The sequence below is a fragment of the Rhodanobacter sp. B05 genome (assembly GCF_002001085.1).
Classification (GTDB): Bacteria; Pseudomonadota; Gammaproteobacteria; order Xanthomonadales; family Rhodanobacteraceae; genus Rhodanobacter.
Map to the genome: position 1 here is coordinate 299,428 of NZ_MUNU01000015.1, position 26,817 is coordinate 326,244.

The 26,817-nt window shown below is 63.0% G+C and carries 24 protein-coding genes; 12 read left to right on the forward strand and 12 right to left on the reverse strand.

Annotation, left to right across the window (positions count from 1 at the left end; translation table 11 throughout):
• Nucleotides 1-6: 6 nt before the first annotated feature.
• On the reverse strand, nucleotides 7-222 hold the full coding sequence (locus tag B0E47_RS16845) for a hypothetical protein (RefSeq protein WP_139351417.1): 216 nt from the start codon (nucleotides 220-222) through the stop codon (nucleotides 7-9).
• A gap of 73 nt (nucleotides 223-295) precedes the next feature.
• Between B0E47_RS16845 and B0E47_RS10075 the strand changes: the two genes are divergently transcribed.
• A complete protein-coding gene (locus B0E47_RS10075) occupies nucleotides 296-1,687 on the forward strand; it encodes an MBL fold metallo-hydrolase (protein WP_077514112.1) in 1,392 nt (463 codons plus the stop codon).
• 71 nt (nucleotides 1,688-1,758) lie between these two features.
• Nucleotides 1,759-1,944: a hypothetical protein gene (locus B0E47_RS10080; RefSeq protein ID WP_077514113.1), complete on the forward strand. Its 186-nt coding sequence runs from the start codon at nucleotides 1,759-1,761 to the stop codon at nucleotides 1,942-1,944.
• Here B0E47_RS10080 and B0E47_RS10085 read toward each other — a convergent pair.
• The 3 genes from B0E47_RS10085 to uvrA are packed head-to-tail and all read right to left on the reverse strand — an operon-like array spanning nucleotide 1,905 to nucleotide 5,959.
• The gene (locus B0E47_RS10085; protein ID WP_077514114.1) at nucleotides 1,905-2,579 is read right to left on the reverse strand and encodes an AraC family transcriptional regulator; all 675 of its coding nucleotides are present in this window, start codon (nucleotides 2,577-2,579) and stop codon (nucleotides 1,905-1,907) included. The genes B0E47_RS10080 and B0E47_RS10085 overlap by 40 nt on opposite strands.
• A gap of 6 nt (nucleotides 2,580-2,585) precedes the next feature.
• The gene (locus tag B0E47_RS10090) at nucleotides 2,586-3,029 is read right to left on the reverse strand and encodes a thioesterase family protein (protein ID WP_077514115.1); all 444 of its coding nucleotides are present in this window, start codon (nucleotides 3,027-3,029) and stop codon (nucleotides 2,586-2,588) included.
• Nucleotides 3,029-5,959: an excinuclease ABC subunit UvrA gene (gene uvrA / locus B0E47_RS10095; protein WP_077514116.1), complete on the reverse strand. Its 2,931-nt coding sequence runs from the start codon at nucleotides 5,957-5,959 to the stop codon at nucleotides 3,029-3,031. Before uvrA ends, B0E47_RS10090 begins: the two co-directional genes overlap by 1 nt.
• 178 nt (nucleotides 5,960-6,137) lie before the next feature.
• Here uvrA and B0E47_RS10100 point away from each other — a divergent pair, with 178 nt between their 5' ends.
• From B0E47_RS10100 to cgtA, 4 genes are all read left to right on the forward strand, one after another.
• Nucleotides 6,138-6,650, forward strand: a complete 513-nt coding sequence (locus tag B0E47_RS10100; protein ID WP_077514117.1) for a DUF2059 domain-containing protein — start codon at nucleotides 6,138-6,140, stop codon at nucleotides 6,648-6,650.
• Nucleotides 6,651-6,796: 146 nt separating this feature from the next.
• Nucleotides 6,797-7,111, forward strand: coding sequence for a 50S ribosomal protein L21 (rplU, locus tag B0E47_RS10105; RefSeq protein ID WP_077514118.1), 315 nt, complete (start codon nucleotides 6,797-6,799; stop codon nucleotides 7,109-7,111).
• A 19-nt stretch (nucleotides 7,112-7,130) separates the two neighbouring features.
• The gene (gene rpmA, locus B0E47_RS10110) at nucleotides 7,131-7,388 is read left to right on the forward strand and encodes a 50S ribosomal protein L27 (RefSeq protein WP_077514119.1); all 258 of its coding nucleotides are present in this window, start codon (nucleotides 7,131-7,133) and stop codon (nucleotides 7,386-7,388) included.
• Nucleotides 7,389-7,589: 201 nt separating this feature from the next.
• Nucleotides 7,590-8,669, forward strand: a complete 1,080-nt coding sequence (gene cgtA, locus B0E47_RS10115) for an Obg family GTPase CgtA (RefSeq protein WP_077514120.1) — start codon at nucleotides 7,590-7,592, stop codon at nucleotides 8,667-8,669.
• 105 nt (nucleotides 8,670-8,774) lie between these two features.
• On the opposite strand, the gene B0E47_RS10120 is transcribed toward cgtA, so the two are convergent.
• From B0E47_RS10120 to B0E47_RS10135, 4 genes are all read right to left on the reverse strand, one after another.
• The gene (locus B0E47_RS10120) at nucleotides 8,775-9,599 is read right to left on the reverse strand and encodes a sel1 repeat family protein (RefSeq protein WP_077514121.1); all 825 of its coding nucleotides are present in this window, start codon (nucleotides 9,597-9,599) and stop codon (nucleotides 8,775-8,777) included.
• 128 nt (nucleotides 9,600-9,727) lie between these two features.
• Nucleotides 9,728-11,335, reverse strand: coding sequence for a carboxyl transferase domain-containing protein (locus tag B0E47_RS10125; RefSeq protein WP_077514122.1), 1,608 nt, complete (start codon nucleotides 11,333-11,335; stop codon nucleotides 9,728-9,730).
• A 154-nt stretch (nucleotides 11,336-11,489) separates the two neighbouring features.
• Nucleotides 11,490-11,861 carry a hypothetical protein gene (locus B0E47_RS10130; protein WP_077514123.1) on the reverse strand — a complete coding sequence of 124 codons (372 nt, stop codon included), beginning with the start codon at nucleotides 11,859-11,861 and terminating at the stop codon, nucleotides 11,490-11,492.
• Between the two features lie 164 nt (nucleotides 11,862-12,025).
• The gene (locus B0E47_RS10135; protein ID WP_077514124.1) at nucleotides 12,026-13,210 is read right to left on the reverse strand and encodes a thiolase family protein; all 1,185 of its coding nucleotides are present in this window, start codon (nucleotides 13,208-13,210) and stop codon (nucleotides 12,026-12,028) included.
• A gap of 237 nt (nucleotides 13,211-13,447) precedes the next feature.
• Here B0E47_RS10135 and B0E47_RS10140 point away from each other — a divergent pair, with 237 nt between their 5' ends.
• On the forward strand, nucleotides 13,448-16,294 hold the full coding sequence (locus B0E47_RS10140) for an autotransporter serine protease (RefSeq protein ID WP_077514125.1): 2,847 nt from the start codon (nucleotides 13,448-13,450) through the stop codon (nucleotides 16,292-16,294).
• A gap of 163 nt (nucleotides 16,295-16,457) precedes the next feature.
• Here the strand turns inward: B0E47_RS10140 and B0E47_RS10145 are convergent, their stop codons facing one another.
• The 4 genes from B0E47_RS10145 to B0E47_RS10160 form a co-directional block, all read right to left on the reverse strand.
• The gene (locus B0E47_RS10145) at nucleotides 16,458-17,615 is read right to left on the reverse strand and encodes an isovaleryl-CoA dehydrogenase (protein ID WP_077514251.1); all 1,158 of its coding nucleotides are present in this window, start codon (nucleotides 17,613-17,615) and stop codon (nucleotides 16,458-16,460) included.
• A 123-nt stretch (nucleotides 17,616-17,738) separates the two neighbouring features.
• Nucleotides 17,739-18,842: a Glu/Leu/Phe/Val dehydrogenase dimerization domain-containing protein gene (locus tag B0E47_RS10150; RefSeq protein WP_077514126.1), complete on the reverse strand. Its 1,104-nt coding sequence runs from the start codon at nucleotides 18,840-18,842 to the stop codon at nucleotides 17,739-17,741.
• A 244-nt stretch (nucleotides 18,843-19,086) separates the two neighbouring features.
• Entirely contained in the window at nucleotides 19,087-19,440 is a 354-nt protein-coding gene (locus B0E47_RS10155; protein ID WP_254422887.1) for a hypothetical protein, read from the reverse strand.
• A 105-nt stretch (nucleotides 19,441-19,545) separates the two neighbouring features.
• Nucleotides 19,546-19,881 carry a YXWGXW repeat-containing protein gene (locus B0E47_RS10160; RefSeq protein WP_077514127.1) on the reverse strand — a complete coding sequence of 112 codons (336 nt, stop codon included), beginning with the start codon at nucleotides 19,879-19,881 and terminating at the stop codon, nucleotides 19,546-19,548.
• Between the two features lie 178 nt (nucleotides 19,882-20,059).
• Here B0E47_RS10160 and B0E47_RS10165 point away from each other — a divergent pair, with 178 nt between their 5' ends.
• The 5 genes from B0E47_RS10165 (at nucleotide 20,060) to B0E47_RS17250 (ending at nucleotide 26,709) form a co-directional block, all read left to right on the forward strand.
• Nucleotides 20,060-23,659 (forward strand): methylmalonyl-CoA mutase family protein, encoded by a 3,600-nt coding sequence (locus tag B0E47_RS10165; RefSeq protein WP_077514128.1) that lies wholly within the window; start codon nucleotides 20,060-20,062, stop codon nucleotides 23,657-23,659.
• A gap of 47 nt (nucleotides 23,660-23,706) precedes the next feature.
• Nucleotides 23,707-24,294, forward strand: coding sequence for a hypothetical protein (locus tag B0E47_RS16850; RefSeq protein WP_139351419.1), 588 nt, complete (start codon nucleotides 23,707-23,709; stop codon nucleotides 24,292-24,294).
• Nucleotides 24,281-24,637, forward strand: a complete 357-nt coding sequence (locus tag B0E47_RS16855) for a hypothetical protein (RefSeq protein ID WP_139351420.1) — start codon at nucleotides 24,281-24,283, stop codon at nucleotides 24,635-24,637. The genes B0E47_RS16850 and B0E47_RS16855 overlap by 14 nt, the downstream gene beginning before the upstream one ends.
• Before the next feature lie 398 nt (nucleotides 24,638-25,035).
• Entirely contained in the window at nucleotides 25,036-25,749 is a 714-nt protein-coding gene (locus B0E47_RS16860) for a hypothetical protein (protein ID WP_139351421.1), read from the forward strand.
• A gap of 159 nt (nucleotides 25,750-25,908) precedes the next feature.
• Complete coding sequence (locus tag B0E47_RS17250) at nucleotides 25,909-26,709, forward strand: transposase (RefSeq protein WP_343124530.1); 801 nt, start codon at nucleotides 25,909-25,911, stop codon at nucleotides 26,707-26,709.
• Nucleotides 26,710-26,817 lie beyond the last annotated feature (108 nt).

Below are 26,817 nucleotides of genomic sequence, written 5' to 3' on the forward strand. Positions count from 1 at the left end.
GCAACGCTAAGGAACAAGCGGTGCCCGCATATTGATGCTCGTCAATGCAACCGCGATTACGCCCGGTGGGGTGCTTTCCGTTCTATCCGTCGCAACATGCCCGATAGCCCATGCGATGGCCGGCACCTTGCCGTCGGCCACGCTCGGCACCGGCGACACCGAGCCATCGGCGAGCCCTGCCGATGCCAGCGGGGCGGCGGCCGGATTGACATTGGTCAACATGGCCCCTGTGTGCGCCGTGCAATAGTCCGATCATGCATTCGCTCAATTTGCGCAACGACAGACGAAGAAAAGCATGATCATCTACAGCTGTCACGGGGCTGCCAAGCAGGTCACCGGCTCCTGCCACCTGATCACCTGCAACGATCGGCGCGTGCTGATCGACTGCGGCCTGTACCAGGGCAATGAAGAAACCGAACGGGCGAACGCCGAGCCGTTCGGCTTCGACCCGGCCAGCATCGATGTATTGCTGCTGACCCATGCGCATCTCGATCACTGCGGGCGGATTCCGCTGCTGGTGCGGCAGGGTTTTCGCGGCCGCATCCTCGCCACCGCCGCCACCCGTGAACTGGCGCGGGTGGTGATGCTCGATTCGGCAGGCATCCAGGAAGAGGACGCGCGCCGGGCACAACGCAGCAACCGCCAGGGCAAGTCGGTCGCACCGCCGCTGTACACGCTGGACGATGCCCTGCATGCACTGGATTTCTTCGGCCCCGATGTCGGTTACGACGAAACCGCGCAGGTTGCCGACGGCATCCGTGCACGTTTCCTGGACGCCGGCCATATCCTGGGTTCGGCCTCGATCCTGCTGGACCTGGATGACGGCAAGCAGCAGCGCAGCATGCTGTTTTCCGGTGACCTGGGCAATCCGGGTCGCCCCATCCTGCGCGATCCGACGCCGGCGCCGACCGCCGACTATGTGGTGATGGAAAGTACCTATGGCGACCGTCCGCACCGCTCGGTGCCCGACTCGATCGAGGAGATGTACCAGGCGATCCGGGACACCGTGACGCGGCGCGGCAACGTGGTGATCCCCACTTTCGCGCTGGAGCGCACCCAGGAAATTCTCTACTACCTGCATCGCGGTATTCGCGACGGCGCAATCCCCCCGCACGTGCAGGTATTCCTGGATTCGCCGATGGCGATCTCCGCTACCGAGATCTTCCGCCGTCACCCGGAATGCTTCGACAAGGACTTCCTGGACGAGCTGCAGCACGGTGACCCGTTCGCCATGCCCGGCCTGCACTTCACCCGCGAAACCAGCGAGTCGATGGCGATCAACAATATCGAGGGCGGCGCGATCATCCTCGCAGGCTCGGGTATGTGCAACGGCGGGCGCGTGCGCCACCACCTCAAGCACAACCTGTGGCGCGAGCGCAGCAGCGTGGTCTTCGTCGGTTATGCCGCCGAGGGCACGCTGGCGCGGCGGATCATCGATGGCGCACCGACCGTACGCGTGTTCAACGAGGAGATCACGGTACGCGCGAAGATCTGGACAATCAACGGCTTCTCGGCCCACGCCGACCAGCCGTCACTGCTGGCATGGCTGGGCGATGCGCCACGGCGCAAGGTTTTTCTAGTGCACGGTGAATACGTCCGCGGCATGCGGGTGATGGAGGACGTGCTGACCGCGCGCGGCGTCACCTGTCAGCTGCCCGGCCTGCACGAGCCGATCAAGATCGACTGAGGCTGTCATGCTGTCTTTCGGGCCGGGAAGCATCGGCTTGCAAGAATCATGATCCTCTTGCTGACTGGTCCGTGGCGGTGATCGACTGGGCCGCGCGTGCAGGCTATCAGCGCTCGCTGCTGGATACGCTGGCCTCGATGCAGGCGGGGCGACTCTATGCCGAGCTTGGTTTCCTGCCGGTGGCATCGTATTACGACAACCCGATGCCCGGCACGGCCTATCTGGCGCTCGATCTGGAGCAGCCCGCTGTGAGTTGACCGATCGCTGCCCAGCCAGCGCGAAAGGCGGCGGGAGTCATGCCGAAAGTCCTCACGAATTCGCGATTGAGGTGGGCCTGATCGTAGAAGCCCGCGTCCAGTGCCGCCACGACGATCGGTACACCCTCGCGCAGCAATGCCTTGGCCCGGTGCAGCGCCAGCAGCACGTGGAAGTTGTGCAGGCTGGTGCCGGTCTCGCGACGGAACGCACGGGCGAGGTGACCGGCGGAAACGGCGCAGGCTTGTGCGATCGCTGCCACATCGGTGTGCAGCGAAGAACGTCCGCGCAGCAGGGCGCGGACTCTCGTGCGCAGTTTCCGGAGGGGCTCATCTATCGACATGCTCCTGGTCGCGGCTGGCACGAAACGCGAACGGAAAGCCCAGCCGCTGCCGTCCGCCGGCTCGAAACGATGGATCACACCTGCCGGCACCCTGACGATATCGCCGGCAGCGACCTCGCGGCAGGTATCGGGAAGACGCAGCCGCGCACGGCCGGCCAGTATCTGCACGAGTTCGTCGCCAGCGTGGAAGTGCGGCCGGAAGCGCCAGCGATGGCATGCGCCGGCGATGGTTTCGGTCGCGCCGGAGGCGGTCGAAGTGACCGTGAACAAGGTGCGGGTCGTCACGGCTTGCATCGGAGGCTAACCGGCGGCGCTGCGGATCGCTTCGGGTAAAGGCACCGACTTGCCGGCGGACGGATCGATCCACACCATCACCACCTCGCCCTCGCAGTACACGGTATCGGCATCGTCGGCCTCGATGATGCGATGCGCCAGCGTTATCGAACTATTGCCCAGGCGCGCGCAGCGCAGTTCGATGCGCAGCCCAGCAGGCCATTCGATGGGGCGCAGGTATTGCAGGTTGCTGGCGGCCAGCACCGGCGCCGAGTGGTCGGTGATGACGATGACCAGATGCTGCAGCCATTGCAGGCGGGCTTCCTCCAGGTAAGTGAGGTAAACCGAATTGTTCACGTGGTTGAACGCGTCCATGTCGCGCCAGCGCACGTTGACGGAGGCGACGAACAGGGGCTCATCGACGGGCTCGGTGAGCACTATCCCGGACCGGCTGGCGGGTTGCGCATGCATCAGGATTTTTTCCTGCCGCGCATCGGCTTGTACTTGTCGGCCGAGGCGATGTGTTTGGTGGCGGCCTTGACCCGTTTGGCGGCACCGGGCTTTTTCGGCTTGGCGGGTTTCAGGTGCGGCGCGAGAAAGTGGCCGGTGTGCGATGCGGGCGTGGCCGTCACGGTTTCCGGGGTGCCGGCGACCAGGATGCGGCCGCCGCCAGCACCACCTTCGGGGCCGAGATCGACGACCCAGTCGGCGGTCTTGATCACGTCGAGGTTGTGCTCGATCACCACCACCGTGTTGCCCTGGTCGACCAGTTGGTGCAGCACATCGAGCAGTTGCTCGATATCGTGGAAGTGCAGGCCGGTGGTCGGCTCGTCGAGGATGTACAGGGTGCGACCGGTGTCGCGCTTGGACAGCTCCTTGGACAGCTTCACACGCTGTGCCTCGCCACCGGACAGCGTGGTCGCGCTCTGGCCGAGCTTGATGTAGTCCAGGCCTACCGCGCGCAGAGTGTCGAGCTTGCGTGCGATGGTCGGCACGTTCTCGAACAGTTTCAGTGCGTCCTCCACCGTCATGTCGAGCACATCGGCAATCGTGTGTCCCTTGTACAGCACTTCCAGCGTCTCGCGGTTGTAGCGCTTGCCGTGGCAGAGGTCGCAGGGCACGTAGACGTCGGGCAGGAAGTGCATTTCCACCTTGATCATGCCGTCGCCCTCGCAGGCCTCGCAGCGGCCGCCACGCACGTTGAAACTGAAGCGGCCCGGTGTGTAGCCGCGCGAGCGCGCCTCGGGCACTTGCGAGAACATGTCGCGCAGCGGCGTGAACAGGCCGGTGTAGGTGGCGGGATTGGAACGCGGCGTGCGGCCGATCGGCGACTGGTCGATGTCGACCACCTTGTCGAACAGCGCCATGCCGGCGACGGATTTGTACGGCGCCGGCTGCGTGCTCGCACCATTCAATTCGATCGCGGCGAGGCGGAACAAGGTGTCGTTGACCAGGGTCGACTTGCCCGAACCGGAGACGCCGGTGATGCAGGTGAACAGGCCGGCCGGAATCGCCAGGTCGACATTTTTCAGGTTGTTGCCGCTGGCGCCTTTCAGGTGCAGCCAGGCGTCGTCGTCGATCGGCTGGCGGCGCTCCTTCGGCACCTCGATCGCGCGTTCGCCGGACAGAAACTGGCCGGTGACCGAGCGCGGCGAATCAAGCATGTCCTGCACGCTGCCTTGCGCCACGATCTCGCCACCGTGCACGCCGGCACCGGGTCCGATGTCGAGCACGTGATCGGCCATGCGGATCGCGTCCTCGTCATGCTCGACCACGATCACCGTGTTGCCGAGATCGCGCAGGCGCGTCAGCGTGCCGAGCAGGCGTTCGTTGTCGCGCTGGTGCAGGCCGATCGACGGTTCGTCCAGCACGTACATCACGCCGACCAGGCCGGCGCCGATCTGCGAGGCGAGCCGGATGCGTTGCGCCTCGCCGCCGGAGAGGCTGTCCGCCTGCCGATCCAGCGTGAGGTAGTTGAGGCCGACATCGTTGAGGAAGGTCAGCCGTTCGCGGATCTCCTTGACGATCTTCACCGCGATCTCGCCGCGCCAACCGCTGAGCTTGAGTTCCTCGAAGAACGACAGTGCGTCGTCGATCGAACGATGCGTGAGCGAAGGCAGCGCATGATCGGCGACGAACACGTTGCGCGCCGAGCGGTTCAGCCGCTGGCCTTCGCAGGCGGGGCAGGGCTGGTCGCTGATGTACTTGGCCAGTTCCTCGCGCACGGCGGCGGATTCGGTTTCCTTGTAGCGCCGCTCGAGGTTCGGCAGGATGCCTTCGAACGCGTGCTCGCGGGTGACCTTGCCGCCGCGCTCGGTAATGTACTTGAACGCGATCCTGTCCTTGCCGCTGCCGTACAGGACGGCCTTCTGGACGTCCGTCGGCAGCTTCTGCCAAGGCGTCTCCACGGCAAAGCCGTAGTGCGCCGCCAGCGACAGGATCAACTGGAAATAGTGGGCGTTGCGCCGATCCCAGCCGCGCACCGCGCCATTCGCCAGCGACAGTTCGGGATGCCCGACCACGCGCGACGCATCGAACACCTGGGTCACGCCGAGGCCGTCGCAGGATGGGCAGGCACCGACCGGCGAGTTGAACGAAAACAGCCGCGGTTCCAGCTCGGGCAGCGAGTAGTCGCAGACCGGGCAGGAGTAGCGCGAGGACAGCATCTGTTCCGGTGTCTTTGCATCATCCATGTTGGCGATGATCACCAGTCCGTCGCCCAGCCGCAGCGCCGTCTCGAACGACTCGGCCAGCCGCTGCTTGATGTCATCACGCGGACGGAAGCGGTCAATTACCACCTCGATCGTGTGCTTCTGGCGCAGCGTCAGCGGCGGCACCGCATCGAGGTCGTATACCGTGCCGTCGACGCGGGCGCGCACGAAACCCTGCGCGCGCATCTGCTCGAACACCTGCATGTGCTCGCCCTTGCGTTCGCGGATCACCGGTGCCAGCAGCATGTAGCGTTTTTCCGGATCCAGCGCCAGCGTGCTGTCGACCATCTGGCTCACCGTCTGCGCCTCCAGCGGGATGCCGTGGTCGGGGCAGCGCGGCGTGCCCACGCGGGCGTACAGCAGGCGCAGGTAGTCGTATACCTCGGTGATCGTGCCCACGGTGGAGCGCGGGTTGTGCGAGGTGGATTTCTGCTCGATCGAGATCGCCGGCGACAGGCCTTCGATATGATCGACGTCGGGCTTCTCCATCATCGACAGGAACTGCCGCGCGTACGCCGACAGCGATTCGACGTAGCGGCGCTGACCTTCGGCGTAGATCGTGTCGAACGCCAGCGAGGATTTGCCGGAGCCGGACAGGCCGGTGATCACGATCAGCTTGTCGCGCGGCAGGTCGAGGTCGATGTTCTTGAGGTTGTGCGTGCGAGCGCCGCGGATGCGTATGGTGTCCATGGACGCCGGATATGGGGGGGATTTATTACTATACCAAGTAGTTCTGGTAGTTCATTGAATCCTCGCGCCAACGCCTGCCGCAATTCGGGCTCCCCTGCCGTGCGTGGCTGTGGCTAAATGGACGCTCGCCGCCTTCCGGGCGGTTTCCATCGGTCAACCGAGGCAGGAGAGGAGAGCCATGCGCAAATGGATCGGGATCGTGGCGGGAGTGTCTTTCGCCCTGGGGGCAAGCGGCCAGGCGATGGCGGCGCCGCCCAGCAACCATCAGGTGCGCCAGCTGTTCGAGGTCATGCACCTGAGCCAGATGTTCGGCCAGATGAACTCGCAGATGGCCGGCATCATGGGGCAGGCCGTGCCCTGCGTGCCCGCGTCCTACTGGCAGAACTTCATCGACGCCAGCGGTACCGAGCAATTGCTGGGCAAGATGGTTCCGGTCTACCAGGAGCACTTCACGGCCGAGGACGTGGCCGGCCTGCTGAAGTTCTACAAGTCCCCGCTGGGCCAGAAGGTGATCACCCAGATGCCGGTGACCATGGCCGAAGGCATGAAAATCGGCCAGCAGTGGGGGCGCGAGCGCGGCGAGGCGATGATCAAGGATCTGCAGCAGAAGGGCACACTGGATGCCAATGGCCGCTGTCCGGCCAGCCCGGAGGCCAAGCTGCCGTCCACCGTGCCGGGTACCGGCCACTGAGCCCCGGCGGCTGCCCGGAGCGGGATCGTGAAACCGGACTGGTCAGTATTTGACCAGCCCGGACTTCGCTCGCTATAATCCGCGGTTCGTCAGTCCCGAATGGGTCATGACGATACCCAAGAGAATAACGACAGAAGGGCATTCCCATGAGTTATGCAGTCATCAAGACCGGTGGCAAGCAGTACCGTGTGCAGCAGGGCGACGTGCTGCGCGTGGAGCTGTTGACCGCCGATGAAGGCGCCACCGTGAGCTTCGATCAGGTGTTGCTGGTCGGCACGGGCGAGTCGGTCACCATCGGTGCGCCGGTCGTCGAAGGCGCCACCGTCAGCGCCACCGTGCGCATGCACGGCCGTGCCGACAAGATCCGCATCATCAAGTTCCGCCGCCGCAAGCACTACAAGCGCCAGCAGGGCCATCGGCAGCACTTCACCGAAATCGAGATCACGGGCATCAACGCCTGAGCAACCGGAGCACTGAGTCATGGCACATAAAAAAGGCGTAGGTTCCAGCCGCAACGGTCGCGATTCGAACCCGAAATACCTCGGCGTCAAGGTTTACGGTGGCCAGGCCATCGAAGCCGGCAACATCATCGTTCGCCAGCGCGGCACCCAGTTCCATCCGGGTACCGGCGTGGGCCTGGGTCGTGACCACACGCTGTTTGCACTGGTCGACGGCAAGGTTCACTTCGCCGTCCGCGGCGACAAGAACCGCCGATTCGTCGACGTCGTGCAGGCGTAAGCCTTTCGCGATGCGATAGCGAAGGCCCCGCTTCGGCGGGGCTTTTCGTTTGTAGCGGGAATTCGGGATTGGGGATGGCCAGACATCCGCCTGTTGAAAACCGGGATTCGTAAAAGCCAAGTCGCTCCACGTCCCGTACCATGTCCACGATTACCCGCTTTATCCAATCCCGTATCCCCAATCCCGTATCCCGGCTCTCCCATGAAATTCGTCGACGAAGCAAACATCAAAGTCCACGCCGGCGATGGCGGCAACGGCTGCATCAGCTTTCGCCGCGAGAAGTTCATCCCGTTCGGCGGCCCCGATGGCGGTGACGGCGGCTCGGGCGGTTCGGTGTGGCTGGTGGCCGACGAAGGCCTCAATACCCTGGTCGATTTCCGCCATCAGCGCAGCTTCAAGGCGCAGCGCGGCCAGAATGGCATGGGCAGCCAGATGTACGGCAAGGGTGGCGACGATCACACGATCCGGGTGCCGGTGGGCACCATGATCACCAATGTCGATACCGATGAAGTGATCGGCGACCTCACCGCCCACGGCCAGCGCATGCTGGTGGCGCAGGGCGGCAAGGGCGGCCTGGGCAACATCCATTTCAAGACCTCGGTCAACCGGGCACCGCGCAAGGCCACGCCGGGTACGCCGGGCGACGTGCGCGAACTGAAGCTGGAGCTGCGCCTGCTGGCCGATGTCGGCCTGCTCGGTTTTCCGAATGCCGGCAAGTCCACCTTCATTCGCGCGGTGTCCGCCGCGACACCGCGGGTGGCGGATTACCCGTTCACCACGCTGCATCCGAACCTGGGTGTGGTCAGCCTGGGCACCGATTCGAGCTTCGTGATCGCCGACATCCCCGGCCTGATCGAGGGCGCCTCCGAGGGCGCCGGCCTGGGTATCCAGTTCCTGCGCCACGTGGCCCGTACCAGCCTGCTGCTGCATCTGGTCGACATCGCGCCGATCGACGGCTCCAACGTCGCCGACCAGGTCCGCGCGATCGAGCTGGAGCTTGAGAAATTCAATCCGGAGCTGCTTGAGCGTCCGCGCTGGCTGGTGTTGAACAAGGCCGACATGCTGGCCGAGGGCGAGCGCGACGAGGTGGCGCGGAAGATCGTCGCCGAACTGGGCTGGAGCCAGCCGTGGTTCCTCGTCTCGGCGATCGCCCGCGACAACACCATGGCGGTATGTCAGCAGGTGCAGCGCTTCTTCGAGTCGCAGCGCGACGCCGATGCCGAACGGACCGACCTGCAACAGGGCGACGTCAGGCTGCGTGGCGAGCCCACGCCGGACTGACCCGCACCCGTGAGCGTGAGCCCGGGGTGCCGTGGCCAGCCGGGGTGCCGCTGATCCAGGTCAGGCCCGCACGCGATACACGACACTGCCTGAATTGATGTCCGGTCAAGGTGGGTTGCCGGTATCGGCCTTGGGTGGCTTCGGTGCATCGTGGGTTTCGTGGGTCGCGTCACCGGTCTTTGCCGGGGTGAGTGGTCCCACGGTGACCGTTTCGACCGGTGTCATGAATTTCGGGTCGTACGGGTTGTTGCTGGCGACCAGCTGCCGGTAGGCCACCGATCCATCGGTATTCTGGCCACCGGTCACGGCGGCCCCAGTCACGGCAACAATGCCTCCGGTTGATTTCTTGTTTGAATATTTGGGATTATGACTCGACGGGCCTGCCTGCGGTGTGCCGGACACCATATTGCCCGCCATGCTCCCCACCCGCGATCCAGTCATCGAGGCGCGAACCTGGGCCCAGCGATCCTTGGCCCGGCGCAACGCAACCTTGTCGCCGTAGCGTGGAGTCAACTGCTGCAGGATGGTCTCGGACTCGGCAAGCTGCGCAGGGTTCAGGTTCGCACGAACCAGTTCCCGCGCCCTCACATAGCTGGGATCGTTGCGTTCGGCGGCCAGCGTCATCCAGGCCATGGCGCGTGGAAGGTCGACCGGGATGCCCTGGCCGCGGGCGTACATCACGCCGAGGTTGAATTCCGCGGGCTTGTAGGCCCACGAGGCGGCAACCTGGTACATGTTGACGGCAAACGAGTATTCGCGTTTCTGGAAAGCCTGTGCGCCAAGAATGTAGTAGTACTGGCCTGGCCGGCCATCGGCCTCCGGGGTATTTGGCACATAGGCCGGCATGCGCTCCGCGGAGGAGGTTGCGCCGTCGACGGATGCTTCGTTGCCGTCTTGGGCAGCCGCCGGCACACTCCATGCCAGCGACATGCAGAACAGGCACAGGGCGAAAAATCTGGCTTGGTTCATGGTGGTCACCCTCATGTGGCGCATGAAACGCTACATCCGGGGGGTGCCCTGCCGCAACTTGGCGCGCAGGCCGATCCAGGAGTCGTGACTCACATGCGGAACACGCCATAGCGCTGCGGCTCGATCGGCGCGTTCATCGAGGCGGAGATGGCCAGCCCCAGCACGCGGCGGGTGTCGATCGGGTCGATGATGCCGTCGTCCCATAGCCGCGCGCTGGCGTAGTAGGGGTGGCCTTGGCGTTCGTACTGTTCGCGCAGCGGGGCCTTGAACGCTTCCTCCTCCTCGGCCGACCATTCGCCGCCCTTCGCCTCGATGCCGTCGCGCTTCACCGTCGCCAGCACGCTTGCGGCCTGCTCGCCGCCCATCACGCTGATCCGTGCATTCGGCCACATCCACAGGAAGCGGGCGCCGTAGGCGCGGCCGCACATCGCGTAGTTGCCGGCACCGAAGCTGCCGCCGATCACCACGGTGAATTTCGGCACGTGCGAGCAGGCCACCGCGGTGACCATCTTCGCGCCGTCCTTGGCGATGCCGGCCTGCTCGTATTTCTTGCCGACCATGAAGCCGGTGATGTTCTGCAGGAACACCAGCGGCACGTTGCGCTGGTTGCACAACTCGATGAAGTGCGCGCCCTTGAGCGCGCTTTCGGCGAACAGGATGCCGTTGTTGGCGACGATGCCCACCGGGTAGCCATGGATATGCGCGAAGCCGCAGACCAGGGTCTTGCCGTAGCGCGCCTTGAATTCATGGAACTCGGAGCCGTCGACGATGCGCGCGATCACCTCGCGGATGTCGAACGGGCGGCGGGTGTCGGCGGGGATCACGCCATACAGCTCCTCGGCGGGATACTTCGGTTCGACCGGCGTGCGCAGCGCCAGCGGCATGTCTTTCCTGCGGTTGAGGTGACCGACGATGTTGCGCGCGATCGCCAGCGCATGCGCGTCGTTCTCGGCAAAGTGATCGGCCACGCCGGAGATCGAGGTGTGCACGTCGGCGCCGCCCAGCGTTTCGGCGTCCACCACCTCACCGGTGGCGGCCTTCACCAGCGGCGGGCCGCCGAGGAAGATCGTGCCCTGTTCGCGCACGATGATGGTTTCGTCGCTCATCGCCGGCACATAGGCGCCGCCGGCGGTGCACGAACCCATCACCACCGCGATCTGCGGAATGTTCAGCGCCGACATCCGCGCCTGGTTGTAGAAGATCCGGCCAAAGTGTTCCCGGTCCGGAAACACCTCGTCCTGCAACGGCAGGAAAGCGCCGCCGGAGTCGACCAGGTAGACGCAGGGCAGGCGATTCTCCAGCGCCACTTCCTGCGCGCGCAGGTGCTTCTTCACCGTCATCGGGAAATAGGTACCACCCTTGACCGTGGCGTCGTTGGCAACCACCACCACCTCGATGCCGCTGACCCGGCCGATGCCGGTGATCAGTCCGGCGGCCGGCGCGGCATCGTCGTACATGCCGTGCGCGGCGAGTGCCGACAGTTCGAGGAAGGGCGAGCCCGGGTCGAGCAAGGCGCGGATGCGCTCGCGCGGCAGCAGCTTGCCGCGGGCCACGTGCTTGTCGCGTGCCCTGGCGCCACCACCTTCGGCGCTGCGTGCCAGTTCGCGCTGCAGGTCTTCCACCACGGCGCGCAGTTGCCTGCTGCTGGCCTGGAACTCGGGTGAACGTGGATCGATCTGCGATGCAATGACGCTCATGGAAACGGTCTCATGGAGACAGGGCGGCGGTGACTGCCGGAGCAGGCATGATAGCCGGCAGGCGCCAGCCACCAAAATCGGCGGTGGGGCGGCGGACACCAGGCAAAAAAACAGCCGCACAAGGCGGCTGTTTTTTGTGCACGTCGCTGAAGGCTCAGTGACCCTTCATCGCGTCCTTGGCCTTGTCGGCAGCACTCTTGACTGCATCGGCAGCCTTGCCGGTGGTGTCAGCAGCCTTGCTGGCGGCGCTCTTCATGGCGTCGGCAGCGCTCGGGGCAGTGCCGGCAGCGGCCGGAGCAGCCGCGGTGGAAGCCGGAGCAGCAGCGGTGGAGGCCGGAGCAGCAGCCGGAGCCGCAGCCGGGGTTGCAGCAGTTGCCGCCGCCGCAGCCTGCTGCGCCTGATCAGCAGCCTGCTGAGCAGTGTCAGCCGACTTCTGGGCGTCTTGCGCGGAATCCTGCGCGCCATTGCTGCATGCCGCCAACAGCGCGACGAGCGCGGCGGCGAGTAGGGTACGCGTAAACTTCATGGTGAATCTCCTTTGCCGTGGAATGCCGTGTGGCCGTGTATTAATAACGCTTTCGTGGAAATTGCGCCACATCTTTATGTAACTGGCCTGTCGCGTATTGAAAACCGATTTACGCAAACGTCAGGTGAAAACCCTGGACAAGGTCGAATCCACCGGTCGTGGCGTCAGTCCATGCACTCCAGTGCAATCGCGGTCGCCTCGCCACCGCCGATGCACAGCGCCGCCACGCCGCGCCGCAGGCCCCGTGTTTTCAAGGCGTTGAGCAGGGTCACCACCAGCCGGGCACCGCTGGCGCCGATCGGGTGTCCCAGTGCGCAGGCGCCGCCATTGACATTGAGCTTGTCGTGCGGGATGCCCAGTTCTTTCATCGGCGTCATCGCGACCACCGCGAAAGCCTCGTTGATCTCGAACAGGTCCACCTCGCCGACTTTCCAGCCGGCCTTGTCCAGTACCTTCTGGATCGCCCCGACCGGCGCGGTGGTGAACCACTCCGGCTCCTGCGAATGGGTGGCGTGCGCCACGATGCGCGCCAGTGGCTTCAGGCCGCGCTTGGTCGCGTCATCGGCCGACAGCAAGACCACGGCGGCTGCACCGTCGGAGATGCTGGAGGAACTGGCGGCGGTGACGGTGCCGTTTTCCTTGCGGAAGGCGGGGCGCAGCGTCGGTATCTTGGTCACGTCGGAACGACCTGGCTGCTCGTCGGTATCGACCTGCACATCGCCCTTGCGACCGCTGACCGTGACCGGCACGATCTCGCCGGCAAAAGCGCCGCTGGCCTGGGCCGCCTTGGCCCGGTTGACCGATTCGATCGTGTAGGCGTCCTGGTCTTCGCGGCTGAAGTGGTACTTGTCGGCACACGACTCCGCGAACACGCCCATCGACTTGCCGTCGTAGGGATTGGTCAGGCCGTCCCACGCCATGTGGTCGACCAGCTGGCCGTCGCCATAGCGGATGCCGGTGCGCGCGTTGACCATGTGCGGGGCGTTGGTCATCGACTCCATGCCGCCGGCCACCACCACGCTGGCCGAACCGGCCTTGATCAGGTCGTGGCCGAGCATGATCGCCTTCATGCCCGAGCCGCACACCTTGTTGATGGTGGTGCAACCAGCGCCGGTGGGCAGGTCGGCAGCCAGGGCCGCCTGACGGGCCGGTGCCTGGCCCAGGTTGGCCGGCAGCACGCAGCCCATGATCACCTCACTGACATCGGCCGGAGCCACACCGGATTGCTCCAGGGCGGCGCGGATCGCCGTGGCGCCCAGCTTCGGCGTGGGGACGCCGGTGAACTGACCGAGGAACGAGCCAATGGCGGTGCGCTTGGAACCGACGATGACGATGCTGGGATCGGACATGGAGATACTCCGCTGGGTACTGAGACACTGAGGGGCTGGAAGGTGCGAACGCCGGGAAGCGACCGCCCGATTATCGCAGTCCGGCGGGAATGGCGGCAAATGCGGTCGTCGGGTGGATAAATCGGCATCGGCGCGTGTTTCATTGGGTTTCCGTTGTGCCAAGATGCACCAGTAAAGCGCAGAGAATCAGGTCGGGGGGCCGCTGCGCCGGCGTTCAATCTGGGAGGAGAAAGCAGCATGAACGGGATCGAAGCTGGGTTGCGCCGCTGCAACGTGGCGCTGGTGGCGGCAATGGCAGTAGCGCTGAGCGCGTGCGGCGGTGGTGGTGGCATGATCAAAGCGCCACCGGTGACTCCGTCCGGGCCACCCGCACCGCCACCGGCACCACCACCCGCACCGCCACCCGCGTCGCCACCGCCGCCTGTGGACGCCCAGCTCGCGATTACCAACACCTATGCGGCCCACACCCAGGGATTCTCTGGTACCGGCGTTACCATCGGCATCGTCGACAGCGGCATCATGCGCAGCAATCCGACCGTAGCCGGGCGGGTCTCGCAGGAGCTGATTTACGTCGACCCAAGCGTCAACAACACCTCCATCGATGACGTGGTCGGTCATGGCACCTGGGTTTCGGAGATCGCCGCCGGCAGCTCGTTTGGCAAGTTCCCCGGCGGCATCGCATCGGGCGCCACTCTGGTCTCGGCGCGCATCATCAGCGATGTCGAGCCGAAAGATGACGGTTCGGGCAACGGCAACCCGGTCACTGCCTCCGATGCGGATTTCTTCGGGCAGACCCTCAATCCGGCACTGATCAGCGCCGGCGTGCAGGTGATGAACAACTCCTGGGGCGGCATCTACTGGGATACCACCAACGCCTCGATCAACCAGGCGTTCGGCAACGCCTACGTGCCGTTCGTCGTGCAGCACGGTGGCCTGGTGGTGTTCGCCGCCGGCAACGATTCGAAGAGCGATCCCAGCGACATCGCGGCATTGCCGAGCTACGCGCCGACGCTGAACCTGGAAAAGGGCTGGCTGGTCGCGGTGGCGGTGGACAGCAACAATCCAACCAAGCTGGCGAGCTACTCCAATGCCTGCGGCGTCGCGATGAACTACTGCCTGGCCGCGCCGGGCGACGTGATCGTGCTGGACAAGGACACCGTCGCCAGCACCGCCGCCCCCACCTACTGGCAGGTAAGCGGCACCTCGTTCGCCGCGCCACAGGTCTCCGGCGCAGCGGCCCTGGTGTGGCAGGCGTATCCGTACTTCAACAACGACCTGGTGCGGCAGACCCTGCTTGGCACCGCCGACGACCTCGGCGCGCCGGGACCGGATCCGGTATTCGGCTATGGCGAGCTGGACGTGGGCAAGGCGGTGAACGGCCCGGCGAAGTTCGACTGGGGTGACGTCACCGTCAACTTCAGCGGCAGCTCCAGCTGGAACAACCCCATTTCCGGCGCGGGTGGCCTGATCAAGCAGGGCAGCGGCACACTCAATCTGACCCAGCCGTCGACCTACGCAGGCATGACCCAGGTGCAGGGTGGCGTGCTGACCGCCAAATCGCTGGCCTCCAGCGTGACGATCAGCGCCGGCGCCACCGTCAGCAACACGCCAACCATCGGCGGCAGCGTGACCAATGCCGGCGTGCTCGGGGTCAGCGGCAGCAATGTCACGGTCGGTGGCAACTATGTCCAGCAGGGCAACGGCCGGCTGGCCGTGTCATTGGGCTCGGCGCTGAATGTCAGCGGCAGCGCCACGCTGAGCGGTGGCGATCTCTACGTCACCGGCGCCAACACCGGTTACGTGGTGAGTTCGCATACCGACGTGCTGAGTGCAACCGGTGGGCTTGCCGGCACGTTCTCGGCATTGAACGCCGCCTCCAACGTGTTGCTCACGGCAACGCTCAACTACGATGCCACCAGTGCCTGGCTCAACGTGTCGCAGGTCAACGTCACCGCCGTGCAAGGCATGAGCTACACACCGGCATCCTTCGGCGCGGCGCAGCGGGTGCAGACCGCGTTCGACCAGATCAACACCCAGCTGGGTCCGGCTGCGCCGGCAGGCATCACGCCGGCATCGAGCAGCTTCATCCAGGCTGCGGGCAGCCTGCAACATTCATCCAGCCTTGCCAGCGTGCAGGATTCGTTGCAGAGCCTGTCCGGCCAGCTTCATGCAGCCAGTGCAGCGATGACACTCGAGGCCATCGATGCGGGCACGCGCGCCCTGTCCGATCGCTTCGACAACCTGCTCGACCATCCGCAAGCGGGTGGCTGGACGCAGAACCTGGGTTACCACGGCGACCTGTCACGCAGCGGCTACAGCAATGTCGGCGTCGACCTCAGCGGCTGGCTGGTGGGGCAGGACTACCGGATCGGCGGCAATGGCGTGGCCGGTTACGCGATCAGCCAGAGCCAGGGCCTGGGCCGGCTGGCCGACAGCGCCGATCAAGGCCGCAGCCATGCGCTGGAAGGCATGTTTTACGGCGGCGTGATCCGCGGTTCGTGGTACACGATGGGCCGTTTCGGCGTGGGCACGTACCGGGAGAACATGCGCCGCCAGTTGCAGCTCGGCGACCAGTTCGCCGGGGTGGCCAGCGATTCGAACGGCCGCTACGGCGTGGCCTACGGCGAGAGCGGCTACCGGCTGTCGCTTGGCCGTACCCAGGTGACGCCCTACATCAATCTGCAGTATGCGCAGTTGCAGCGCGACGGCTTCGATGAACTGGGTGCCTACGGCTTCGGTCTGAAGTCTTCGGAGCAGACCACCGCGCTGTGGCAGGCGGGGGCGGGGCTGCGTGCCACCCGCGAGTGGATGCTACCTCGCGGTGGCAGCCTGAGCCTGCAGGCACGCATGTTGTGGCAGCAGTCGTTCGGCGTGCGTGGCGAACTGCTCGATGCCAGCTTCAGCGGGATCAACCAGTTCGCACCCGTCGGCGGCATCGGCCTGTCCCGTTACGGTGGCGTGGCCGGCACCACGCTGGACTGGACGATGAGCCCACATGCCAGCCTGCAGCTCGGTTACGACCGTTACTTCGGCCAGCGCCAGCAGGGCCAGGTGGGCACATTGAGCTACAACTGGATGTTCTGAGCGCGACGCGGCGTGACGCAACGAAAAGGCCCGCATATCACGGGCCTTTTCGTTACGGGCGTCTGCTGCTCAGGCCTTGCCGTGGAACAGCTCGCGGCCGATCTTCATGCGGCGGAAGTCGGTTTGGCGTGCCGGCGCCGATGCTCTTGATCGGCGTCTCGCGTCAGGCCTTGCCGTGGAACAGCTCGCGGCCGATCAGCATGCGGCGGATTTCATTCGTGCCGGCGCCGATCTCGTACAGCTTGGCGTCGCGCAGCAGGCGGCCGGCGGGGAACTCGTTGATGTAGCCGTTGCCGCCCAGCGTCTGGATTGCTTCCAGCGCCACCTGCACCGCATTGACCGAGGCGTTGAGCAGGCAGGCAGCGGGGTCGATGCGCGACTTCACACCGTTGTCGAACTGCTGCGCCACCATGTAGGCAAAGCCGCGCGAGGACTGCAGTCGCGTATACATGTCGGCGATCTTCGCCTGCATCACGCCGAACGTGCCGATCGGCGCGTTGAACTGCTTGCGCTCGCGCACGTAGGGCAGCGCGAGATCCAGCGCCGCCTGCATCAGACCGAGCGGACCGCCGGACAACACCAGCCGCTCGGTGTCGAGGCCACTCATCAGCACGCGTACGCCTTCGTTGACTTCGCCGACGATGTTCTCGGCCGGGATTTCGCAGTCCTCGAACACCAGCTCGCAGGTGTTCGAACCACGCATGCCGAGCTTGTCCAGCTTCTGCGCGGTGGAGAAACCCTTCATGCCCTTCTCGACGATGAAGGCGGTCATGCAGCGGCTGCCGGCCACCCGCGGTGCCGTGCGCATGTAGACCAGCAGCACGTCGGCGTCCGGTCCGTTGGTGATCCACATCTTGTTGCCGTTGGCGACCCACACGTCGCCCTTCTTTTCGGCCTTGCAGGTCATCGAGCCGACCACGTCGGAACCGGCGCCCGGTTCGCTCATCGCCAGCGCGCCGACGTATTCGCCGCTGCACATCTTCGGAATGTATTTGCGCCGCTGCGCCTCGTTGCCGTTGTGGAAGATGTTCTGCACCGCGAGGTTGGAGTGCGCGCCGTAGGACAGCCCCACCGAACCCGAGGCGCGCGAGATCTCCTCCATCGCCACCATGTGCGCCAGGAACCCCAGGCCGCTGCCGCCATATTCCTCCGGGATGGTGACCCCGAGCAGTCCCATGTCGCCGAACTTCTTCCACAGGTCGGCGGGGAACAGGTTGTCGCGGTCGATCCTGTCGGCGCGCGGGGCGATCTCCTTCTCCGCAAACCCGTGCACGGATTCGCGCAGCAGGTCGATGTCTTCTCCGAGCGGAAACGGACGCATCACGGACTCCTTGTTGAGAGGCACACGATATTAGCTTACGCGTGATGGCCGTGCCGGCGGTCGCCCGGGCAACAAAAAGGGCCGCCGATGCCACCGGCGGCCCTCGATGCATCGACGTGACGATTACTGCCCGCGCATGCGGCCCTGGAAGCGGGTGCCGCCGTTGCCCATGTGCGGCAGCTTGATCTTGCCGATGGAGCTGATGCGCTCCTCGGCCAGACGGTCGGCGGCGAGGTAGGTCGGCACGTTCTGCGTCTTGCTGATCTCGAAGATGCGGCCCAGGTTGTAATAGATCGTGCGCATCATGCGCATCGCGCGCTCGCGGTTGTAGCCGTCGATTTCCAGCGACACGTTCATCACGCCGCCAGCGTTCACCGCATAGTCCGGCGCGTACAGCACGCCGCGCTTCTGCAGCTCGTCGCCGATCTCGTCGGTGGCCAGCTGGTTGTTGGCGGCGCCGCAGATGATCTTGGCCTTGATGCGGTCGATCGTCTGCGCGTTCACCGTGCCACCCAGCGCGCACGGCGAGTACACGTCGGCGTCGACGTCGTAGATCTCGTCCAGGCCCACCGCCTCGCAACCCAGCTCGTCGACGCAGCGCTGCACGGCATCCTTGTTGATGTCGGTGACGAACACCTTGGCGCCCTGTTCGCGCAGCAGCTTGATGAACTCGCTGCCGACGTGGCCGGCGCCCTGCACGGCGAAGCTGTACTTGCCCACGTCTTCATTGCCGTGCTTGAACTGCAGCGCGGCCATCAGGCCCTGCAGCGTGCCGTAGGCAGTGAACGGCGACGGGTCACCCGAGCCGCCGTGCACCTGATGCACGCCGGTCACGTATTCGGTTTCACGGAACACGTATTCCATGTCGTTGACGTCGATGCCGACGTCCTCGGCGGTGATGTAGCGGCCGTTGAGCGAATTGACGAAACGGCCGAACGCGCGGAACAGCGCTTCGGACTTGTCCTTGCTCGGATCGCCGATGATCACCGCCTTGCCGCCGCCCAGGTTCAGGCCGGCCACGGCGTTCTTGAAGGTCATGCCGCGCGACAGGCGCAGCACGTCGTTCACCGCTTCCTGCTCGGTCTTGTACGGCCACATGCGCAGGCCGCCGAGCGCGGGGCCCAGCACCGTGTTGTGGATCGCGATGATGGCCTTCAGGCCGGCGTCCTTGTTGTGGCAGAACACGACTTCTTCGTGACCGGTCTTGGCGATGGTTTCAAAGATCATTGCAGCGGTGACTCCATGGATTGACGTCGCCCGAAGGCCACGTCGGATGAGCAGCGGGGTCAGAAGCGGCCCGCCAGGTTTGAGGAAACAGTGGAAACTGATCGCCCCGGCCGTGGCCGGGGCGATCGATCAAAACGCGAAGTTTAATACGTCGCCCCGCAAGGCGATGGTGCGTTGCGTCAAATCGGTGGCGTATGGCAGTCGCCCGATGTTGTGCATCCGCGCTGCCGCAGCCCGTAAAACATCAGCCGCTTACCCATACGCCGGCATGCAGATGCCAGCCGTCGCCGCGCCGTTCCCAATGCGGGTGGACGTAGCGATAGCCGGGCCGCGCCCGCTCCCAGTGGCCTTGCACCGCCGCATAGCGTCGGCCATCCCAACGCCAGTAGCCGTGTGCCCACAGATAACCGGGGCGTGGCTGCACGCGCGCCACCACCCATTCCGGGGGTGGTTGCGGCGCCACCACTTCCACGGTGTCGCGATATACCGGTCGTTCAACCACCACGGGCCGCGGGCGTGCCGGCTCGACCACGCAACCGCTGGCCAGCGCGGTGACGCCAACCAGCGAAACCAGGGCAATGCTGCGAAGTGACATCATGGAATGGATTCCTTGGGAGTGAAGAAGAAGGTCGGATGGCGACCGAATGGTGCGGGCGCGCGGCGGATCACCGCGTACCCGCATGCAGCGAGGGTTCTGGTGCGTTCAGCGGCTCCAGTAACCGTCATGGAAACGCCAGTTGCGGCCGTGGTGAACCCAGTAGGCGGGGTGGTAGCGATAACCCGGTCGCGCGCGCACCCAGGTGCCGCCGACCCAGACATGCCGATGCGCCCGCGCGTTCCAGCGCCAGTAGCCCGGTGCCCACGCATAGCCGCGGCGCGGCGGCGGCGCGCGTTCGAAGCGCGGCGGCGGTGGCGCCACGCCAATGCCGATACCCACGCCAACCGATACCTGCGCCGCAAACGCGGGCGGGGCATACATCGTCGCGGCGCCGAGGCCAAGTCCGGCCAGCAAGGCCAGTTTGAGAGTCATGCTGTTCATCGTGGGTCTCCTTGGTGCGCCGCGCGATGCGGCACGCAGCCACAAGAACGCATCTTGTTGCGAGGTGTTTACCGGTTCCGCCACGTTCGTTCAGGTTTGCCCGGGCGGTGCCCCTCCAAGCGCCGCCGGCGCAACACCACTAGAATCACCAAGTTGAAACACGATGTCCGGAGTTGCCATGAGTTCCCCCGCCAAGCACGTCACTGCCGGCGCCACGCAGGCCGAAGCCACGCCGCTGCGTTTCGTTACCGCCGCCAGCCTGTTCGATGGCCACGACGCGGCGATCAACATCATGCGCCGCATCATCCAGTCGCAGGGCGCGGAGGTGATCCACCTCGGCCACAACCGTTCGGTGGAAGACGTGGTGCGCGCCGCGCTACAGGAAGACGCCGATGCGATCGCGCTGTCGTCCTACCAGGGCGGCCACGTCGAGTACTTCAAGTACATGGTCGACATGCTGCGCGAGCGCGGCGCCGGCCACATCCGCGTGTTCGGCGGCGGCGGCGGCACCATCACGCCGGAAGAGATCAGGGAGCTGCAGGCCTACGGCGTCGAGCGCATCTACCACCCGAACGACGGCATGAAGCTCGGCCTCACCGAGATGATCGAGGACGTGATGAGCCGCGCAAGCGCGGCGCGAGATTCGAGATTCGGGATTCGGGATTCGTCCAAAACCGCCAAACCCGATATCGATGATGAAATCAGCATCGGTCGGGTTTTGAGTGCAATCGAATGCGGGGCATACAGCGAGTCGGAATTGGTCGCGCTACGCAAGCATTGGCACACCGGCTCTGCCGAATCCCGAATCTCGAATCCCCAATCCCGTACTCCCGTGCTCGGCCTCACCGGCACCGGCGGCGCCGGCAAGTCGTCGGTGGTGGATGAGTTGCTGCTGCGCTTCCTGCATGCGTTTCCGCAGATGCGCATCGCCGTGCTCGCGGTCGATCCCACCCGCCGCCGCTCCGGTGGCGCGCTGCTCGGTGATCGCATCCGCATGAACTCACTGCGCAGCCATCGCGTCTACATGCGCTCGATGGCCACGCGCCGCCAGCACGCCGCCACCAGCATCGTGCTGCACGACTGCATCGATTTCCTGAAGAGCCAGCCGTACGACCTCGTCATCGTCGAAACCGCCGGCATTGGCCAGAGCGATTCGGAGATCGTCGACCTGGTCGATTTCCCGGTCTACGTGATGACCAGCGAATACGGTGCCGCCAGCCAGCTCGAGAAGATCGACATGATCGACTTCGCCGAGCTGGTCGTGCTCAACAAGTTCGACAAGCGCGGCGCCGAAGACGCGCTGCGCGACGTGCGCAAGCAGTGGAAGCGCAACCGCACCGCCTTCGCGCTGAAAGACGAAGACGTGCCGGTGTATCCCACCATCGCCAGCCAGTTCAACGATCCGGGCGTGACCTGGATGTTCTCGAACCTGTGCCGCCTGATGCGCGACAAGCTCAAGCTGCCAGAGGAGAAATGGTCGCCGCAGCTCGACACCACGCTGAAGTCGCCGCGCGCCACCGTGCTGATTCCCGGCAGCCGCGTGCGCTACCTCGCCGAGATCGCGGAACAGGGCCGCAGCGTCAACAGCAGCATCGAGCACCAGGCCGAGTTCGCCAGCAAGGCACAGCATTACTACGAAGCGTTGAAGGAACTCGGCGACGACAAGTTGCCGCGTCCGCTGGAGCTGTACCGTAACGTCGATTTGCATCCCTCTCCCTCCGGGAGAGGGACCGAGGGAGAGGGTTCGTCCGGAGCAGGCAGCTCCACGCAAGCCCCGAACCCTCACCCCCAACCCCTCTCCCACGGGGAGAGGGGAGAAAGCGTCGACCGCTCCCTGCTGATCCTCCGCCAACGCTACAACGCCGCGTTGAAGGAACTCAGCCACGAAGCCATCCACCAGCTGCGCGAGTGGCCGGCGCTGTACAAGTCGGTCACCGCCGACGTCAACGAATACAAGGTGCGCGACAAGGTCATCCGCGTTGACAACTACCGCGACTCCCTGAGCCACCAGAAGATTCCGAAAGTGGCGCCGCCGAAGTCGAAGGACTGGGGCGAGCTGGTCAGTTTCCTCGGTCGCGAGAACCTGCCGGGCCATTACCCGTACACCGGCGGCGTGTATCCGTACCGCCGCAGTGGCGAGGATCCCACGCGCATGTTCGCCGGCGAAGGTACGCCCGAGCGCACCAACCGCCGCTTCCATTACCTCAGCCAGGGCGGCGCCGCCACGCGCCTGTCCACCGCGTTCGACTCGGTCACGCTGTACGGCGAAGACCCCGCGCCGCGCCCGGACATCTTCGGCAAGATCGGCAACTCCGGCGTCAACATCGCCACCCTGGACGACATGAAGAAGCTGTACTCCGGCTTCGACCTCAGCGCGCCCAGCACCTCCGTCTCCATGACCATCAACGGCCCCGCGCCGATGATCCTGGCGATGTTCATGAACACCGCGATCGACCAGAACGTCGAGAAGTACCTGCGCGCAGACGACGCCCGCTGGGCCGCCGCCGAAAAGAAGATCGCCGCGATCTACAAGAACGTGCCGCGCCCGCAGTACCACGGCGAGCTGCCCAAGGGTAACGAAGGCTTGGGCCTCGGCCTGCTCGGCGTCTGTGGCGACGAACTGGTGGATGCGGAAACCTACGCGCGCATCAAGACGGAAACCCTGCAGGCGGTGCGCGGCACCGTGCAGGCCGACATCTTCAAGGAAGACCAGGCGCAGAACACCTGCATCTTCAGCACCGAATTCGCGCTGCGCATGATGGGCGACATCCAGCAGTACTTCGTCGACAACAAGGTGCGCAACTTCTACTCGGTGTCGATCTCCGGATATCACATCGCCGAAGCGGGCGCGAACCCGATCAGCCAGCTCGCCTTCACCCTGAGCAACGGCTTCACCATCGTCGAGTACTACCTCGCGCGCGGCATGAGCGTGGACGACTTCGCGCCCAACCTCAGCTTCTTCTTCTCCAACGGCATGGACCCGGAATACACCGTCATCGGCCGCGTCGCCCGCCGCATCTGGGCGCGCGCCATGCGCGAGCGCTACGGCGCAAGCAGCAGAAGCCAGATGATGAAGTACCACATCCAGACATCTGGCCGTTCGCTGCACGCGCAGGAGATCCAGTTCAACGACATCCGCACCACGCTGCAGGCGATGTACGCGCTGTTCGACAACTGCAACAGCCTGCACACCAACGCCTACGACGAAGCCATCACCACGCCCACGGAAGAAAGCGTGCGCCGCGCGGTGGCGATCCAGATGATCATCAACAAGGAACTCGGCCTCAATTTCAACGAGAACCCGTGGCAGGGCAGCTACGTCGTCGACGTACTCACCGACCTGGTGGAAGAAGCCGTGTACAAGGAGTTCGAGGCGATCAGCGAGCGCGGCGGCGTGCTCGGCGCGATGGACACCATGTACCAGCGCGGCAAGATCCAGGAAGAGTCGATGTACTACGAGCACAAGAAGCACGACGGCTCGCTGCCGCTGATCGGCGTCAACACCTTCCTGCCGAAAGACCACGGCGGCGAGATCGCCACCGAGATCGAGCTGATCCGATCCACCGAAGAAGAGAAGGGCCAGCAGATCGCCAACGTGAAGCGCTACGGCGAGGCGCGCAATGCGCTTGCCTCAGACAGCCTCAAGGTGCTGCAGGTGACGGCGCGCGATCGGAGGAATGTGTTCGAGCAGCTGATTGAGGCGGTGAAGTACAACTCGCTGGGGCAGATCAGTCATGCGCTGTATGACGTGGGTGGGGAGTATCGGCGGAATATGTGAAAAACCTCACTAAACAAGGTGGGGGACATTAAATCAAGGGGGAGGCAATGATACTAAATGATCCTACTGCACAGCAATCTTTAAACGAACTACTAAACGTAATCAAAGAGCCGTTTTGGTACAAAATCGACTTTTGGATTGGTGCTGTAATTGGAAGTGTGGGATTGGTTTTTTCAATTCTTGCGTTTAGAGAAGCAGAGCAAGCAAAGAAAGCAGCATTGCAAGCAAAGGCGGCAGCATTAGATGCAGGAAAAACATTAAAAATACAATCGGTGGCAATAGAGCTGAGCGAAGTCTCTCAGAAGATAGATGCCATTGAACCTGACATCTCATATGGGGATGCGAGGAATCTGTTGGCTGAGATTAGTCGTAAGTTAAGGCGAGTTACGTCTCCGTTCGAGTCTGATGCAAAATTGAAAGCTGCGATCGCCGCGTTGCGTGATGCGATAGAGACTACGAGGACGTCTTTGAAGGCTGTCCGTCCTTTGAAGGAAAATGGTGAGAGTCAGATAGAAAGTGCTGTTTACTATGGTATTGAGGCTGACTTTTCAAATATAAATAATCTGGTGGCCGACTTGCAGGGGCTGCTGGAAATGTACTCAATTAACTCCGGAGACAACGATGCCAGCGCTTGATGTGGAGACCCTTAATGGCGTGATTGATTCAATGATTAAAAAAATAAATTCCGGTCAAATGTCATGGGATAGGATTAATACTGCGACTTTCATTCATCGTAGTGAGAACGGTCACATTATCTTGCAAATCGTTCCTGTGATGACGCGCGTGGCCGGAGGCGCTACTGCGCGCGTAAATAATTATCTCTTCCAAGCTAAAGATAATGGCGGTGAAACTCAGCTTCAGGTTAACAGTGGTGAATTACCTTCAGCGAAACCTGTGCTAGAAAAGCTTTTCGATGCAATTAATTCCGGCGTCACTAAAAAGGGATTAGATTTTTTGAAGTCAATCATTGATAACTAATTTTTCGCTGTGCGATTTTTCGAAAAACGGGGTCAGGTTCTGAGGTTTCCCCACGAATCTTCTCGCTCAATCAACACGTTGCGTGCGGACTGAGGGGGCGGTGCGCGCATGATGTGGTCATTCCTCACGGGTTACGAAGCCAGAGGAGACCACACCATGCGCGCGACCAAAGTATTGCAAAAGTGCTTGCAAAAGCGGGGTCAGGTTCACTTACAGTGTTTGAATTTGTGTAAAGCGGGCGACGTGAAGGACGGGCGAGAAGAAAAAGTGATCAGAGACATTCGGCCCCTTTTCGAAAAGCCTCCAGATTGTATGTTTTCGGCACCTCAAATGTTACAAATCTTTCGAGACGAAAGGCGGCGTTGCCGCTCAACTCTGGCGTTCGCTGTGATGTGCAGATGGAGATACTCTTGGAGTTGATATCAAGTATACCAAGCTTTTTTGTTGGCCTTTTAATAGGTTGTGTATCATTGTACGTGACTGCGTATTTGAAAGAAAAAGGAAAGTCACGCGCGCTACGTGAAGATGTCAAAAGTCTTGAGGAGGAAAAACAAAAAATAATATTAATGCATCAAAAGGAAATTGAAGATATTAAAAAAGATCATCAGCTAGATATTGAAAAAAGAAAATACCGGTATGAGAGTAAGAAGTCTCAGTATTATCAATTTATGGAAGAGATAGACGAATTTAACGGATGTCTAGCCAGGATCTTATATGTTGAATTCTCAAATATGATGCTTGAATTTTACGGATTCAAACACGGTGTTTCAGGTCTATCAGGAGATGAGTTAACCGTCAAATTCAACAAGATGGCTCAGTTTGAGATCAGCAATCTTGAAAGCCAAGAAAGCAAACTATACTCAAGATTGAATTCTTTTAAACTGTCATCTACTGATGAAATCGCTTTTCTTTTGAAGGAGGTGATGCTTGAGATACAGAAGTCAAAGAAAAATCTTGTTGATATACTCAAATACATACAGAGGCCAGAATTTCAGGTATCTAGAGATGTGCCGGAGGAAATTCTTAGGATATCAGACTCTTGTAGTAGCAACCTGGCCAATGCTAAAGAAAAATTATTGACTGCGCTGAAGAATGATCTTGATGAAATATGATCGAAGAAAAAGTGTCAGAGACATTATTGGCAGGAAACCGGGACGGAGGCTGAGGTTTCCCGATAAAAAAAGGTGTCAGGGACAATTTCTGACAGCGCATTGGCTTCTGGGATGAGTGTGGGGCGCGACTTGCACTGATCGTCGCGGAGCGGGCAGCGAGTGATCCTGTCGGACATGGCCCGACTTCCACGCTTCGATCTCGCCGGCATTCCGCAGCACGTGGTGCAGCGGGGCAACAACCGTCTGCCGTGTTTTCTGGACGATGAGGATCGCAAGCGCTACCTGCAGTGCCTGCGGCAAGCATTGTTGCGGTTTGGCTGCAGGCTGCATGCCTATGTATTGATGAGTAACCATGTGCACTTGCTGCTGACGCCTGACGAGGCGGGTGGGGTGTCGCGGCTGATGCACACTTTTGCGCGCAACTACGTCGGCTCATTCAATGGTCGGCACGGACGCACAGGGACGCTGTGGGAAGGGCGCTACAAGGCTTGCCTGGTGGATTCGGGGCGCTATTTCCTGACCTGTAGTCGTTACATCGAACTCAATCCGGTTCGCGCTTGGATGGTGGCGCAGCCCGACGAGCACCCGTGGTCGAGCTACGGTGCCAACGCGAACGGGCGAACGGATCCGCTGCTCACTCCACATCCCGAGTACCTTGGGCTTGGCAGCGACCCGGCAAATCGCGCCTCGGCGTATCGGGCGCTGTTCGCCGAGGTGTTGCCCGACGAACTTGTCAAAGAGATCCGCATCCACTTGCAGCAGCAGAAGGTGCTGGGGACGGATCGGTTTCGGTCGTGGGCTGAAGCGACGTTCAAATTGTCCCTGACACCTTCCCCGGCCGGCACCGGATGTGGCACTGCCTTGCCTATGTCACTCCTTAGGTTGTGTTGGGCTGCATCACCAACTGAAAACGAGGTGTCGCTGTTTCGTCGACGGTTTCCGCGAACAAGGCCCGGATGAGAGCCAGGTCTCGCTCGAGTGGTCCGGCAATTTGCAGCGGGAAGTGGTCGGCGAATCCGACAACGGATGCCGCGAGATATCGCACGGCAAGGTCAAGTGCGAGTGTTA

What these genes read in the sequence shown, in the direction of transcription:
- rpmA (WP_077514119.1), top strand. Translation starts at nt 7,131, where the DNA reads ATGGCACATAAAAAAGGCGTAGGTTCCAGCCGCAACGGTCGCGATTCG.
- B0E47_RS10100 (WP_077514117.1), top strand. Translation starts at nt 6,138, where the DNA reads ATGCGCAAATGGATCGGGATCGTGGCGGGAGTGTCTTTCGCCCTGGGG.
- B0E47_RS16855 (WP_139351420.1), top strand. Translation starts at nt 24,281, where the DNA reads ATGCCAGCGCTTGATGTGGAGACCCTTAATGGCGTGATTGATTCAATG.
- B0E47_RS16850 (WP_139351419.1), top strand. Translation starts at nt 23,707, where the DNA reads ATGATACTAAATGATCCTACTGCACAGCAATCTTTAAACGAACTACTA.
- B0E47_RS10130 (WP_077514123.1), bottom strand. Translation starts at nt 11,861, where the DNA reads ATGAAGTTTACGCGTACCCTACTCGCCGCCGCGCTCGTCGCGCTGTTG.
- cgtA (WP_077514120.1), top strand. Translation starts at nt 7,590, where the DNA reads ATGAAATTCGTCGACGAAGCAAACATCAAAGTCCACGCCGGCGATGGC.
- B0E47_RS10160 (WP_077514127.1), bottom strand. Translation starts at nt 19,881, where the DNA reads ATGAACAGCATGACTCTCAAACTGGCCTTGCTGGCCGGACTTGGCCTC.
- B0E47_RS10155 (WP_254422887.1), bottom strand. Translation starts at nt 19,440, where the DNA reads ATGATGTCACTTCGCAGCATTGCCCTGGTTTCGCTGGTTGGCGTCACC.
- B0E47_RS10150 (WP_077514126.1), bottom strand. Translation starts at nt 18,842, where the DNA reads ATGATCTTTGAAACCATCGCCAAGACCGGTCACGAAGAAGTCGTGTTC.
- B0E47_RS10135 (WP_077514124.1), bottom strand. Translation starts at nt 13,210, where the DNA reads ATGTCCGATCCCAGCATCGTCATCGTCGGTTCCAAGCGCACCGCCATT.
- rplU (WP_077514118.1), top strand. Translation starts at nt 6,797, where the DNA reads ATGAGTTATGCAGTCATCAAGACCGGTGGCAAGCAGTACCGTGTGCAG.
- B0E47_RS10165 (WP_077514128.1), top strand. Translation starts at nt 20,060, where the DNA reads ATGAGTTCCCCCGCCAAGCACGTCACTGCCGGCGCCACGCAGGCCGAA.
- B0E47_RS10140 (WP_077514125.1), top strand. Translation starts at nt 13,448, where the DNA reads ATGAACGGGATCGAAGCTGGGTTGCGCCGCTGCAACGTGGCGCTGGTG.
- B0E47_RS16860 (WP_139351421.1), top strand. Translation starts at nt 25,036, where the DNA reads ATGGAGATACTCTTGGAGTTGATATCAAGTATACCAAGCTTTTTTGTT.
- B0E47_RS10145 (WP_077514251.1), bottom strand. Translation starts at nt 17,615, where the DNA reads ATGCGTCCGTTTCCGCTCGGAGAAGACATCGACCTGCTGCGCGAATCC.
- B0E47_RS10125 (WP_077514122.1), bottom strand. Translation starts at nt 11,335, where the DNA reads ATGAGCGTCATTGCATCGCAGATCGATCCACGTTCACCCGAGTTCCAG.
- B0E47_RS10090 (WP_077514115.1), bottom strand. Translation starts at nt 3,029, where the DNA reads ATGCATGCGCAACCCGCCAGCCGGTCCGGGATAGTGCTCACCGAGCCC.
- B0E47_RS10075 (WP_077514112.1), top strand. Translation starts at nt 296, where the DNA reads ATGATCATCTACAGCTGTCACGGGGCTGCCAAGCAGGTCACCGGCTCC.
- B0E47_RS10085 (WP_077514114.1), bottom strand. Translation starts at nt 2,579, where the DNA reads ATGCAAGCCGTGACGACCCGCACCTTGTTCACGGTCACTTCGACCGCC.
- B0E47_RS16845 (WP_139351417.1), bottom strand. Translation starts at nt 222, where the DNA reads ATGTTGACCAATGTCAATCCGGCCGCCGCCCCGCTGGCATCGGCAGGG.
- uvrA (WP_077514116.1), bottom strand. Translation starts at nt 5,959, where the DNA reads ATGGACACCATACGCATCCGCGGCGCTCGCACGCACAACCTCAAGAAC.
- B0E47_RS10120 (WP_077514121.1), bottom strand. Translation starts at nt 9,599, where the DNA reads ATGTCGCTGGCATGGAGTGTGCCGGCGGCTGCCCAAGACGGCAACGAA.